The organism is Wolbachia endosymbiont (group B) of Xanthorhoe designata, from assembly GCF_964028585.1.
Lineage (GTDB): Bacteria > Pseudomonadota > Alphaproteobacteria > Rickettsiales > Anaplasmataceae > Wolbachia.
On record NZ_OZ034794.1, the window covers coordinates 26,255 to 39,052 of the forward strand.

The 12,798-nt window shown below is 32.2% G+C and carries 13 protein-coding genes and 1 tRNA gene; 1 reads left to right on the forward strand and 13 read right to left on the reverse strand.

From position 1 onward, the window contains the following. Positions 1-2: 2 nt before the first annotated feature. The 6 genes from ABWU64_RS00150 to elbB all read right to left on the reverse strand — a co-directional run bounded on the left by ABWU64_RS00150 (position 3) and on the right by elbB (position 5,267). The gene (locus ABWU64_RS00150) at positions 3-800 is read right to left on the reverse strand and encodes a hypothetical protein (RefSeq protein ID WP_341815585.1); all 798 of its coding nucleotides are present in this window, start codon (positions 798-800) and stop codon (positions 3-5) included. After that, entirely contained in the window at positions 797-1,405 is a 609-nt protein-coding gene (locus ABWU64_RS00155) for a hypothetical protein (protein ID WP_353279569.1), read from the reverse strand. Before ABWU64_RS00155 ends, ABWU64_RS00150 begins: the two co-directional genes overlap by 4 nt. A gap of 4 nt (positions 1,406-1,409) precedes the next feature. Then, complete coding sequence (locus ABWU64_RS00160; protein WP_179943660.1) at positions 1,410-2,849, reverse strand: hypothetical protein; 1,440 nt, start codon at positions 2,847-2,849, stop codon at positions 1,410-1,412. 280 nt (positions 2,850-3,129) lie between these two features. Beyond that, complete coding sequence (ispH, locus tag ABWU64_RS00165; RefSeq protein ID WP_353279570.1) at positions 3,130-4,056, reverse strand: 4-hydroxy-3-methylbut-2-enyl diphosphate reductase; 927 nt, start codon at positions 4,054-4,056, stop codon at positions 3,130-3,132. A gap of 66 nt (positions 4,057-4,122) precedes the next feature. Continuing rightward, positions 4,123-4,431 carry a hypothetical protein gene (locus ABWU64_RS00170; protein ID WP_353279572.1) on the reverse strand — a complete coding sequence of 103 codons (309 nt, stop codon included), beginning with the start codon at positions 4,429-4,431 and terminating at the stop codon, positions 4,123-4,125. Between the two features lie 137 nt (positions 4,432-4,568). Continuing rightward, the gene (gene elbB, locus ABWU64_RS00175) at positions 4,569-5,267 is read right to left on the reverse strand and encodes an isoprenoid biosynthesis glyoxalase ElbB (protein WP_353279573.1); all 699 of its coding nucleotides are present in this window, start codon (positions 5,265-5,267) and stop codon (positions 4,569-4,571) included. Between the two features lie 252 nt (positions 5,268-5,519). Here elbB and ABWU64_RS00180 point away from each other — a divergent pair, with 252 nt between their 5' ends. Beyond that, positions 5,520-6,440 (forward strand): hypothetical protein, encoded by a 921-nt coding sequence (locus tag ABWU64_RS00180; protein WP_353279575.1) that lies wholly within the window; start codon positions 5,520-5,522, stop codon positions 6,438-6,440. Positions 6,441-7,006: 566 nt separating this feature from the next. Here the strand turns inward: ABWU64_RS00180 and ABWU64_RS00185 are convergent. From ABWU64_RS00185 to mnmA, 7 genes are all read right to left on the reverse strand, one after another. After that, positions 7,007-7,558: a 5-formyltetrahydrofolate cyclo-ligase gene (locus tag ABWU64_RS00185; RefSeq protein WP_341815582.1), complete on the reverse strand. Its 552-nt coding sequence runs from the start codon at positions 7,556-7,558 to the stop codon at positions 7,007-7,009. After that, complete coding sequence (locus ABWU64_RS00190; protein WP_135353046.1) at positions 7,542-8,162, reverse strand: oxidoreductase; 621 nt, start codon at positions 8,160-8,162, stop codon at positions 7,542-7,544. The genes ABWU64_RS00185 and ABWU64_RS00190 overlap by 17 nt, the downstream gene beginning before the upstream one ends. A 41-nt stretch (positions 8,163-8,203) precedes the next feature. After that, positions 8,204-9,331, reverse strand: coding sequence for a SurA N-terminal domain-containing protein (locus ABWU64_RS00195; RefSeq protein WP_341815581.1), 1,128 nt, complete (start codon positions 9,329-9,331; stop codon positions 8,204-8,206). 113 nt (positions 9,332-9,444) lie between these two features. Further along, positions 9,445-9,535, reverse strand: a tRNA-Ser gene (locus tag ABWU64_RS00200). Between the two features lie 98 nt (positions 9,536-9,633). Beyond that, the gene (gene ppa, locus ABWU64_RS00205) at positions 9,634-10,140 is read right to left on the reverse strand and encodes an inorganic diphosphatase (RefSeq protein WP_353279577.1); all 507 of its coding nucleotides are present in this window, start codon (positions 10,138-10,140) and stop codon (positions 9,634-9,636) included. An 83-nt stretch (positions 10,141-10,223) separates the two neighbouring features. Beyond that, complete coding sequence (locus tag ABWU64_RS00210; RefSeq protein WP_341815579.1) at positions 10,224-11,501, reverse strand: hypothetical protein; 1,278 nt, start codon at positions 11,499-11,501, stop codon at positions 10,224-10,226. Positions 11,502-11,613: 112 nt separating this feature from the next. Further along, on the reverse strand, positions 11,614-12,726 hold the full coding sequence (gene mnmA, locus ABWU64_RS00215) for a tRNA 2-thiouridine(34) synthase MnmA (protein ID WP_353279868.1): 1,113 nt from the start codon (positions 12,724-12,726) through the stop codon (positions 11,614-11,616). Positions 12,727-12,798 lie beyond the last annotated feature (72 nt).

Consider the following 12,798-nt stretch of genomic DNA (forward strand, 5'->3'; position numbering starts at 1 on the left):
GATTATTTAATAGATAAACTGTCTAAATCAAATTTTTGTTCTGGATAAAGAGTAAACATAATACCTTCATGTCCAAAATTTACATTTTTAGAATTGCTTATCCTTTCTTTTGTTATCTTTTGGTTTACAGCCCATGAAAAAGTTACATAATTTTCAGTTACTGAGTGCACTTTTAAATCCTTAGTATTTATAAACAACTTTCCATTTACCCATATTTTCCATGTATCAGGGGAAAAGTATAAAATTGAATCTAAACTGACTACTTTACAATTGAAATTTTCTTCCTCTGTAACTCCCGAAGACTGTAAGTTAAACTTTTCCATCTCACTAACTATTCTATTAACCTGTTCTTCATCAAAAAAAATGCTTTTTATGCTACCATATTGCGATAAAGTACTCTCTGCTGCCTCTTTTATTATATCGTCTCGATCTATATAGCTTAGTTTATAATTGTTGATAAAAAAACACTCCTTCGCACGCAAATTTGCTATATCAATGAAATCATTTATTTCTTGATTTCCAACTTTTAAAATACTTTTTAAGTACTTCTTTTCTATAATCATTCCATTATTGGAATAATGACAGACCATTTCATCATTGCCTTGTCTTTCTATATATACACATAAATTTTCACTATTTAACCCTAATATTTTATGCTCAATAAAATCTTCATCACTAATATGCTGTTGGCAAGAATATTTTTTACAAATCCCTATATTTTCTACAAGATCTTCACAATTGCAATATGCACTAACATTAAAAAATAGCAGCGTAAAAATAAAAAACAACTTTATATTCATCTACTTAATATGGTATACCAATCAAAAACTATACTAGCTCTCACTATCTCTATCATATTACCACTTAAAATCTGGTTTATAGCTGCAGAATCTATATTTCTCTGCTTATTCAAGGTAAGAGATCTGATCATAACATAACCAGGAAGATTTGGAATGGACTGTAGAAATAAAAAAATATGCTTATCGCTAATTGAGCTTAAATTTAGAACCACTTCACTTCTTATTACTTTTGTACGTTCACTTTTATTGTGGAGTTCAGCCTCTTCAGGTATAGAAATTGATATTTCAGGTTCTAACATGTAGTGTTTTTTATATAGCTTGTGAAGCTCAAAATTTAAATTTGTAACATATCTGCTACTATGTAAGCTTGAAGAAGAAATTCTTTTCCATAAGTCTAGGTTTTTATTTAGAACGACTTCTTTCTTTTGAATTTCAATGATCTGTAAATTAATAGAGTGTATTTCCTCAGCTGCAGTTTGATTTTTATTATAAACCTTTTTGTTATAGAGAATAAAACACGTTGATAACCCTATTAATACAATAGATAACAATAAATAATATATGCACTGAATTGTAGCTTTTCTTTTTAGTTGAGAGATAGTCATCAATCTACATTGCCTCTCCTATTTCAACATCAATAGATAGATTTTTCTCTTTAGTAGTGGGTAAGCTAGAAATACTAATATCATGAGTACGGAAATTATCGTTTAAATTTTTCTGTAGTTTCTCGTATTGATAAGAAATGTCTTGACCAGATTGAAAATTAAACCTTAAAGTTGTGGTAATATAACTTTTTGCCTCATTATAATTCCACTCAAATAATTCAAGCTCTACATCTGGTACTTTTAGCTTTTCTACATACTTAACCTGTATGAGAGGAGAGTATTCTATTTTTGATAAAATATTATTGATATTAATAAAATCGTAAACTTCATCTATCTTTTTTACATTATAGCTTTGGCTAAGTTTTATTAGTTTGTTATTTAAAGCACTCCGCTTTGCAGATAAATTATCAGCAACATTAAAATTTGAATACAAATTTTGCAAACAAAAGGTGTTAATTACAACTAAAACCAAGAGTAGGTATAGAAAATTTTGAGGAGAATTTAAATAAAGATAATTAAATAGATAAAATTCTTTAGTTTCTTTTGTGTTAAAAATATTTATTGGCTTATTCTTAAAGCTATGGAACAAAATTGTAGTATCACAAAAGCTATCTTTTTCGCATATAGCTAATTCTGCTCCCAATAGTTTACCTAGCTCATATGGAGTCAATATGTTCACACTATTCTCTGAAAAATTTATAACTGATAAACTAGATTTAATAGCTTCTGATACTATGATGCAAAGGTCGATAGGGTCATTTTTTTCAAATCCAAACTTAGTTAAAGATTGAATTGTATTTTTCACTTCCTGATATATTTCACCAGCAATGATTCCTGGTAAATTATCATTAGTAAATGGTATTAAACGTGTAAATATCATTTTGTTCTCTTTAAGAACCACTTGTCTATAGCCACCTGTTTTAGTTGCAGCAACTATAATTTTCCAGTTACTAGGATCTTTGTGTAGAATCTTTTTTGCTATACTGACTAGTTCTATAGGAAACATTAATATTCCTTTAAAGTTAGAGCCTATTTCAACAAACACGTCCAACCAATATTCTATTAAATGATTTGCTTTTGATGAAACAAATAGATACCACCAGTTTTGATTAAATTTATTCGGCTTTTCGACCAAGAGAATAGAATTTATATCGTTATTATGAGCAAAATGCTCTACTTTTGTTTTTGCTGATAGATAAGCACTAATCCTATTTACTCTTGGGATAGACTGTAGCAAATAGTTCTGATCAGTGTGATTGAGAACCAGATATAAGGATGCTTTTTTATCTGATGAGAGACATAAAATTAAGTCAGAAACAGCTTTATTATTTTTGTCCTTAGCAAAATATCTTTTATTTAAAGTATTATTTTTAAAATATAGTAACATTGTGCCTTCTTTTCCTATAGAAAGCATAAACTTACTTTTGGGTTTTGACCCAAACATATTAACAAAGTGTATACTCATCTAGAATTAAAAAGGTAATTTATTGAAATTCATTAAACATTAGATGACAATATGACTTATATTATAAGTTTTTGATAAAATTAGTAGTAATATTAACCCTTTTGTATGGTGAAGTTTTTTTATATTTTAATGTTTCTGTGCTAGACACAACTTAACCTGACAAACGAGGATTAATTATATCTCAGCTTGATATTTTATTCTCCAACAGACTGAAAATTGAATTGAGCTAAAGACTTGATTTGACGCACTTTGTTGCACATTACCATTTAGCATACTTGAACTGAACATTTTCAGTGAATCCATCTGGCATGACTGAAACTTTTGTATTCATATTTATTTTTAAGTAATTTACTAGCTCATCAACTAATATATCAGGAGCAGAAGCACCTGCAGTAATTCCTATTTTTTCTGCGCCCTGCAACCAATTTTTGTTCATACATTTATAATTATCAATCAAATAGGCTCTTTTTCCTCTGGAAATACACAGGTCTAATAAACGGTTTGAATTTGAACTGTTTTTGCTTCCTACAATTAACACTACGTCTGTAATTTTAGCCAATTTTTTAACAGCGTTCTGCCTATTTTGTGTTGCATAGCATATATCTTTTAAGTCGGGGCCTGTAATGCTTGGAAATCTGAGCTTCAGTGTAGCAATAATTTCTTTGGTATCGTCAATACTTAACGTGGTTTGTGTTACATAAGATAAATTATCTGGATCTTTGATTTGTAAATTGTATACGTCTTGCATAGTTTGCACTAGAGATATAGGATTACTTACTCTTCCCATAATTCCTTTAACTTCTGGATGATTTTCATGTCCAATTAGAATTAATTCTTTACCACTATCCTCATACCTTTTTGCCTCTTTATGTACTTTGCTAACTAATGGACATGTTGCATCAATCACTTGAACACCCTTTCTTTTTGCCTCATCCTCTATACTTTTCGACACTCCATGTGCGCTAAAGATCAATATTCCTCTATTGTCTTTAATGTCTTCTATGCTGCTTACAAAAACCACTCCTTGTTTCTTGAAATCCTCTACTATATACTTATTATGAACGATTTCGTGTAGTACATAAACTTGGCGTTCATTTTTGTATTTCTCTAAAGTGATTGCTAATATGTCTACAGCTCTTTTAACCCCCGCACAGAAACCGCGTGGCTCAGCTAAGATAATCTCCATTTTTTTTCAAATCAAGTAAGTATGTAAACATTGCTAAAAAGTAAGCTCCGCTCACTATGTTTCATATCATGACTGCTTTACTATAATTTCAAATTTATCATTACCAAGATTCTTATTAATATACCAGGAACCGTCATCTTTAATTACAAATTCAGGACCCTTGAGGTCTCTTGTTATTGTCCTTCCATTTTGGTCATCCATGGCAATATGGATATCGAATGTAGCGATGTCTAGATTTATTATAGCTTTTTTCCCACTGTATGAATTTAGACTAAACTTGCCCAACATGACATCATTAATACTCACTTCTCCTGCATAAGTATCACGCTGACCATCTACACAACACTCACTTTCAATATAAAAAAGGTCTGACATATTTACATCTATAAAAAAAAGAACTAAACTTACATACTAAATATTGCTTACTGTTAATAAGCAATTACAGATTACTTTGGCTACAACAATAATGCAACTGAAAGTATAACATAATTAATTGTATAAGAAACTACACTTTAGAGAAATGGTTGTTTGGTTTTTTTATTAATTTTTTTCACCATACTGTCAATCATGTGTTTTATTCCTTGATATACAGAGTGTGTACTTTCATCACTACGCATATAAGCAGAGCAGGAAAATATATTATGCTTTTCGTCTTCTATTGATAGCTTTGTATCGCATGTTATATGTTCGCCGCCGAGCTTTTCTATCAGCTGGTCTTTGTCGTCTCCTATAGTTACCTTAATCTTACTTTCTTCTTTACCCATCTTGCTACTTAAAATTAAAACAATAATGGCTGGAGATATACATATAGTTCCTATTGGCTTTTTTGCAACAAAGAACTCTGAGACTAATCTTTCAAACTCAGGCACTACTGTTTTATTTTCAGCTAAGTCAGATAAATTTTTCGCAACTCCATATCCACCAGGTACGACTAGCATGTCAAAATTTTCAGCTTTAGCTTCTCTTAAATCATTTATCTCACCTCTTGCAATTCTTGCTGCTTCTACAAGTACATTCCTTTTTTCTTTTACTGCTTCTTTTGTTTTGTGATTCATAACTTGTGTGATATCAACATTAGGAGCAAAGCACGTGACTTCAACTTCCTGCCGATCAAACACAAGCAGAGTTAAGACTGCTTCTCTCACCTCTGTGCCGTCGAGGTGGCCGCATCCTGATAAAACCACAGCAGCTCTTAATTTTTTCTCACCCATAAAATACCTTGATTTCATATAATCTAGGTATTGTAATACAAATTCCATATTTGGAAAGGAGTAATTATTTTATGTCAATTATAATATAATTAATAATTAGTATATATAATTAGGCATGTTTATAGTTGATGAAGTTGAATATGGAACCTACAAACAGTACGTTTTTTGACATTGACTACCCAGAACTAAAAAAAAGCTATTTCAGATATAATAGAAAGCATTGTACAGTTCTCACAGGAAGAAAAAAGGAAGTTGTTTGAAGCCCTATCAGAACAAGTTAAAGGGATGAACCTCAAAGATTTAGGTTTAGCGATTAATGACCAAGGCTTGCAAGAGGAGGTCAACAAAGAATTATTTATAAGATTCATTGAAGAAGGGCTTAAAGGTTTAACTCCTGAAAGTGTTAACTCAAAAATAATAGAAGGTGCATTAAAATCTGTTAATCAGCAAGCAATAGGTAATGTTATAAATAATAATAAAGGTCCACTGGACAATCTAGTCAATTATTTTAAATCAGCATCTGCAAATGAAAAAATTGGAATGGCTTCTGCTGTAATGGTATTAGGAGCAGCATTTTCTCCGCTTATTGTGCTTGCCACATTAATAGCGCTTGTGGCTATTGGAGGACGTTATGTAGGAATAGGTATAGGAAAGGCGGGGGAAAAAATAAAAGAAGGTGCGATTGAAGCAGGAAAAGCAGTGAAAAGTTCATATAAGGATTTAATAGATAAATTGCCTACAATTCAAGCAAGAGAGAATAATTTTGATAGATTACGTAGTGAATTGCTTGCAGGTATTGCAGACGATAGTAAGTTAAAAGCAGGGCAAAGCATGGAAGAAGCTAAGAATCAGAACAAGATAGTAGAAATGCTTCGAAATGAAGGGCAGCAATCTGCTATACAAGAGTTAGTAAAGAATGGAACTATTGAAAATTTTTCAGAAGCTGATATGATCAGACTTCTGGAAAAGGGCCTCAGTACTCATCTAGATGATAAAAAACCATTTGATGATCTTATAGATCAATTTCAACCTGCAATTATGGCAATTGGTGAGGGTAAAATAGAGAGGGTAGAAGAAAAAGTTAATGAGAAAGCTCAGAAAATGAAGCCAAGTCCTGAAGTGAAGAACCCAAATCTTGAACAAGTGAGTGAAGAAGGGAAAGAAGTGGGTTGATACATTTGAAGAGCGTTTTAATGTATCTGTCTATCTTATTTTGCCACCCTGCTAAGCGGACACAAAAAATTACTTCCGCATATTTTAAATCTGATTATAATGACAATTATAGATATTTTTAGAGCTCAAAAATCTATCTTTGTCTGCAGACCTTTTTATTAAACTCATAAAAAAATGTAGCGTATCCTCTTCGGGGTATACTTAATTTCTGTCATATGTGCGCTGCATTTTTTTCTAATCTTTTTTACAGGGGGATTTTATGTCCAGAATTCCAGATATTTGACCTTTACTTTAGCCAATAAAAACCAACTGGTACCTGCGGTTTTTATAGCTACGTTTCTCAAACAAGTTTCAAATGAATAGATTTCTTGCATAACTGGAATTCGAAAGTTGATGTCATTCTAGCGCGTGACGCTAGAATCCAGTCCTTTTGTGCAAAAAACGTTGTAAAGTGTTTACCAACTTAGTTGGATCCCAGTGTCAGCTACTCTGATGACAAGACAGGTTTCAATATTTGCATGCATCTGAACAGATAAGCAATGACTATCAGAAAGAGGGAGACTATGCTACTCCTTTCTATCCATTTTCTTGAGCAACCTGCTTTCAAGTCTAACACACATCTCAGTAATTATAATATCCAATTTTTGATCGTGTTTTTCCACAGGTAAATTTTTACAATATTGCTTCTCATAGGCTACACCTATAAATATTTTTCCAAGTGGCCGTAATTTTTTTATCATTTCATCATACCAACCACCGCCAAAACCTAACCTATTAAAATGATCATCAAAAGCAATAACAGGAGTAATGATTGTATCGGGGATTATATCTTCATCTGCTTTATTCAATTCTTCGAATTTTAATAACTTGTTTTTATTAGGGACTGCTACTTTATAATCTAAATCGAGTAAATGATGCATCAAAGGCACAACATTAATTTCCCCGTCTGTTGGAATGTAAGCTGCTATTGTTTTACCTTTAACGCAACTTAAGTTTTTGTTAAAGAGATTAATAAGAGAATTTGCTGCATAACTAGAATAACTTTCATCAACATCTTTTCTTATGGTTCTATATTGCTTCCTTAGTTCCTCTTTGTGCTGTTTAGTGTCTTTGAACATGTTCTATCCATTTTGCAGTGAGCTTTTCTTGTAAACTATTTTGCTTCAAGCGCTCACTTAAAAAATCAAAGTCAACAAGCTCCATATCCTGGTCTTGATTACTGCAACTATAAACAAAACTTATTTCTCCTGTTTCCTTATTTATGTGTTGCTGAATACATTGAGCGCAGATTTCTTTCATCATGCACTGCATAGGAGAGTTAACTGATGATATTGCTATGTGTTTTGGTTTCAGATATGGCTTTAAAATTGTTTTTCTAGCTTCATTTATAGCTTTCATCATTTTATCAGAACCAATAGTGATGATTTTATCTATAGTGTTCAAATTAATATCTACCTTTTCTCGTTGATAAGAAACTATTGCATCAATTATATTGCCATGAAAGGATTTATCCTGTTCTCTGCTTGTTTCTATCAATCCTTCTTCACATGCCCAAATTGTCACGTTTGATGCGCGTTCTATCAGCGCTCGTTTAAATACATCACTTAATTTTTTATAGCCAGCGAAATATAAAACCTTATGATTGTTTTCAAGACAAGCTTTTCCTATCGAAAATAATACTGCATTTCCAACTCCGCCACCAATCAGCATTATATTCTTCATAAACTTTTTATAGAGTAAAAAACGAAAAATATTCTCTAGCTTCAATTAAATCGATAACTCACAGCTGCATTTTTACGCATATTATCCAATAACAGGTTGCTTTGTATAATAATCTTTTGTTGATACATTTCCTGTTTGATTGCTTCTATATTCACTGGATTACTCTTGATATCACATAACATCATTAGCTTTGCAGTGCTATTTTCTCTTAATTCTACTATTTCATTCGTACTTGTTTTACTAAATAAAATCTGTAAATCAGGATTTAAATCTCGCATTTTTATTTTAAATTCTTTTGCGCTTGGCAATTTGAAATCGTCTGCTAATTTGTCAAAATTTAGACAACTGACCTTTTGCTCCTTAAAATTAGAGAGTAAATTTTCTGAATCTTTAACCACAACTTGTTTTACTTTTAAAATACTTTCCAGCAGTGTATGATCGAGCTGTACCTTATCTATGACTTTTATAATAGAGTAACCTTCGCTTAAACTAATCGGACCTGCTACGTCATTGATTTCTAATCTTTCCAAAACGTCCTTGAGAGTACCTTTTAGCTGACTTAAATTAACGGTTGCTTTGCGCATCTTTATTGAAGATTCTGGATTATTACTGGTACGTAATTTTTTTACTAAATCTTCAGCCATTTTTTGATCAGGAATTACAAATTCCTGAAACTTAATAAGGTAATCAGGCTTCTCTTTTTGTTTTCTTATGTCATCCACTTCTTTATCGCTTATATTGATAAGCGGTACAATTCCTACTTCAATAATCTTGTTCCACAGCAGCTGACACTTTACTTGTTTTTTTAGGGTATTGAGATCTATATTATGCTTTTTTACGTATTGATCAACTTCATCAGCCTCAAGTTTTAAACTTTGAGTTAAGAATAACGTGACAGCATTATTTAACTCCTCGTTGCTCAATTCTATATTCATCTTCTGTGCTTCGCTAACAATGATGATTTCATCTATGAGCTGTCTTAGGATTTGAGGTTTTACTTTTTCACGATTAACACTCTGATTACCAGGCAATGAATTTATAAAGTTGATGCGTCTTTCGATATCTAAATTTGAAATTGGCTCACCATTTACATCTGCAACAATTTCAATCTCGGTTGCAAGTAACCTAAGCGGCAACATTATTAATAGTAAAATTAATATTTTATGCATATAAGGCTATTCAGCTAATAACCAATTCTATAATAAATACTGAGTGAATGCTAGCTAACTTTTAATAGTGAAAGAGAGAAAACCACTGCAATAAATACCTAAACAGTAATACACGGAAGGAGAGGGATTCGAACCCTCGATACGACTTTTCAATCGTATAACGGTTTAGCAAACCGCCGCCTTCAGCCGCTCGGCCACCCTTCCAAATTATTACTATAATATCAAGACCTTTACTGCCTGTCTAATGCTTTTAAACGCAATGTTAAAAACAACAATATTTTTTTAAGCAGCTCTAATGCAAATTAATTTTTACTTTTCTCAATGATTTCTTTTGCTTTTTCCACATTAGCCCATTCTCCAACTGTTACCGTTTTTCCCTTTTCTAAATCTTTATAATGAGAAAAGAAATGAGCAATTTTATCTAGTAGATTTTTAGGTAAGTCAGAATGGTTCTTTATATTGTCATAATAGCTATCAACACTGGAGATAGGTACGGCTAATATTTTTTCATCCTCTCCTTTTTCATCCTGAGTTAGTAATGCACCCACTGGACGCGCCGATATCAAAACTCCAGGCGCTAAAGGAAATTGAGTGAGCACCAAAACATCCACAGGATCACCATCACCTGCACATGTATTTGGTACAAATCCATAATTGCAAGGATAAGTCATTGAAGTAGACAAAAATCTGTCAACTCGTAGTAACCCGAGCTCTTTATTAAATTCATACTTTATGGGATGAGCATTTGCACTTATTTCAATTACTACATTTATTTCATCTGAATTTATCTTTATTTTACTTAAATCCATCGATTACCTCTTTATTCAAGAGAAAAGATTATATAGCATACGCTTTAAAAGTGCTACATTTATCATCTATATGTAGAAACTCATTAATGGCTGAGTTGCATGGGACCATTTGTAAAGCTTTTAGTAGTTGTATCCTTGACCGCTGAATGTGGAGGATCTTGTAGTAGTTGAAATAAGGCATATATTACCACAATAGTCAGCACTGCAGCAATTATTAGATTAGTTTGTGGATTCATTGAGTTAAATAACTTTTGTTCCATAAGGAAATAGTCAGCAGCATATAATCCAACAGATAATATAAACATGCCTAAAGCTAATTTACAAAATGTGTTTTTATGATTTTTGTTTTTTTTGTTACTGATAGTAGAGTTTAGTCTGCATTCACTTTGCGGCACTGAGTAATACGTATTCTCAGGGTTTGTTACTAATTGTTCAAATGCATCACTATTTTGGTTTTTTAGTAGTTGCTCTAGAGTACGTTTGATATTTTTAGGATATAGAGAATCTTGACTGTCTTGCTCTCTTGCAGCTGTAAATGTCCCGTTCAATTCACTTATACCTCTATAATTAAGTGTATACTTAGTGAACCCATTTCTATGTGGTAACTCAATTTTACTTAATACGTTTATTAACTTCAAAATGTAACTGTAATACAGTGGTGTGTTGATTACTCTAGCTTTCTCATTAATATATTGATTGAGTGATAAAATATCTCTATTTCCAGTACATGTAGAAAATATACCATAACTAGAAAACAGTAATGCTATGTCTTTATCGACTTTTATATCATGTATGGAATAATAATGATTTATTACCTCTTTACATAAGCTGAATTCTTTATCAAATTCATTTGCGTAATTTATTTTTAATAACTTTTTAACATTATTAAGTACTTGTTTCTCAAAGTCATTATTATTGTTAAATAAAGTTTCACCTTTCGGATTTGCTAAAATACTAAGAAGCTTCAGTTTTTTTTGATCTTCTGTCAATTCTACTTGATCTACAATTTCTTCTAGCAATTCCCCTAGTGCGTTATAAGTGGTAGACATTCTCCCACTTTCAACTGCAGCATATATTTTATCAATTACTTCTTGAGTATCGAGCTGAGCATTTTCTGCAAGAACTCTATAAGCTTGAACATAAATTAAAAACAGTCCTTGTAAACTAAATTTTAAGTTAAAATATTTGTCTAATGGTTCTTGTTCTTCTTTATTAATGAATTTAGATAGGCCTATATGATTTCTGTGATCCATGCAGTTATGTAAGTTAGCATGTTGAAAGCTGCCTTCACGAATGAATACAGCTTCCAATAAATTGCCCTTACCAACAATTCTTATTAATTTTTCAACTTCTTTAACCATTCCTCTAGCCCACAGTATAATAATTATCTTTATAGTATACAAGGTGTGGGCTAAAATAGCAATAAATTTTATTGTATGTTTACATTTTACATTAAAAAATTAAGTTACCAAGTTAAGAGCATATCCACCCTCCACCGATAACTTGTTCGCCCTTATATGCTACACAAGCTTGACCAGGGCTGATGCCAAAGTAATCGTCGTTTAAAATTACACAGGCTTTGTTCTTTTCGTCAGTTGAATATATTGTCGCTAAGCTTCCTGCATGTGATGACCTGAGCTTCACAGTTACTCCCATGCCTTCTTTTGGTTGTTCTAACCAATTTAACTCTTTGACCAATATCTTTTTTTGCATTAGCGCGTTGATTGGACCCACTACAACCTCATTATTTTCTGTATTAATTCTTACTACATAAAGAGGTTCACTTTGTGCAATGCAGAGACCTCTTCTCTGCCCCACTGTAAAATTTACTATGCCGCTGTGCTCACCTAGCACTTTTCCATGAATATCTACTATTTTACCTTTCTGTACAGATTGTGGAGCTAATTTAGCTATTGTTTTACTATAGCTTTCGGAAACAAAGCATATATCTTGACTATCTGGCTTTTCAGAGATTTGTAAGCTAAAATATTTTGCTAATTTTCTTATATCACTTTTATAGAACCCACCTAGTGGAAATCGCAAAAGCTTTAACTGCTCCTCAGTTGTAGCAAACAAAAAATAACTTTGATCTTTACTTTTATCAATACTTCTGCACAACTTTACCTCACCATTTTCTTCTAATCTTCTTACGTAATGTCCTGTTACGAGCACATCCGCACCAAGATTTTTTGTGACTTGCAATAGATCACGGAATTTTACTGTTTGGTTACATCTTACACATGGTATGGGGGTTTCCCCACGCATGTAAGTATTCGCAAAATCTTCTATTACTTCCTTTTGAAATGTTTCTTCGTAATTTAAAATATAATGAGGAAAGCCAACACTTTCAGCTACGCGTTTGGCGTCATAAATATCTTGTCCAGCGCAGCATGCGCCTTTTCTTGCATTAGCATTGCCATCAGTGCCATATAGCTGAAGAGTCACACCTATCACTTCGTACCCAAGGTTATACAGCAGTGCTGCAGCAACGGAGCTATCAACTCCCCCGGACATTGCAACAATAGCCTTAGTTTGATGCGGAGCTTTATCTTTTAATAAAGGTTCAATTTCAAATTCTTTTAGCATATAATTTATAAACACAAACCTGGTGTCAAGCACTGGAATCCAGTTTCTATTACACAATTTCATCGAAACAGC

Coding starts and splice junctions, on each gene's coding strand:
- ABWU64_RS00155 (WP_353279569.1), bottom strand. CDS start 1,405: ATGACTATCTCTCAACTAAAAAGAAAAGCTACAATTCAGTGCATATAT.
- ABWU64_RS00210 (WP_341815579.1), bottom strand. CDS start 11,501: ATGGTTAAAGAAGTTGAAAAATTAATAAGAATTGTTGGTAAGGGCAAT.
- mnmA (WP_353279868.1), bottom strand. CDS start 12,726: ATGCTAAAAGAATTTGAAATTGAACCTTTATTAAAAGATAAAGCTCCG.
- elbB (WP_353279573.1), bottom strand. CDS start 5,267: ATGGGTGAGAAAAAATTAAGAGCTGCTGTGGTTTTATCAGGATGCGGC.
- ABWU64_RS00185 (WP_341815582.1), bottom strand. CDS start 7,558: ATGTTCAAAGACACTAAACAGCACAAAGAGGAACTAAGGAAGCAATAT.
- ABWU64_RS00190 (WP_135353046.1), bottom strand. CDS start 8,162: ATGAAGAATATAATGCTGATTGGTGGCGGAGTTGGAAATGCAGTATTA.
- ABWU64_RS00170 (WP_353279572.1), bottom strand. CDS start 4,431: ATGTCAGACCTTTTTTATATTGAAAGTGAGTGTTGTGTAGATGGTCAG.
- ABWU64_RS00160 (WP_179943660.1), bottom strand. CDS start 2,849: ATGTTTGGGTCAAAACCCAAAAGTAAGTTTATGCTTTCTATAGGAAAA.
- ppa (WP_353279577.1), bottom strand. CDS start 10,140: ATGGATTTAAGTAAAATAAAGATAAATTCAGATGAAATAAATGTAGTA.
- ABWU64_RS00195 (WP_341815581.1), bottom strand. CDS start 9,331: ATGCATAAAATATTAATTTTACTATTAATAATGTTGCCGCTTAGGTTA.
- ABWU64_RS00150 (WP_341815585.1), bottom strand. CDS start 800: ATGAATATAAAGTTGTTTTTTATTTTTACGCTGCTATTTTTTAATGTT.
- ispH (WP_353279570.1), bottom strand. CDS start 4,056: ATGGAGATTATCTTAGCTGAGCCACGCGGTTTCTGTGCGGGGGTTAAA.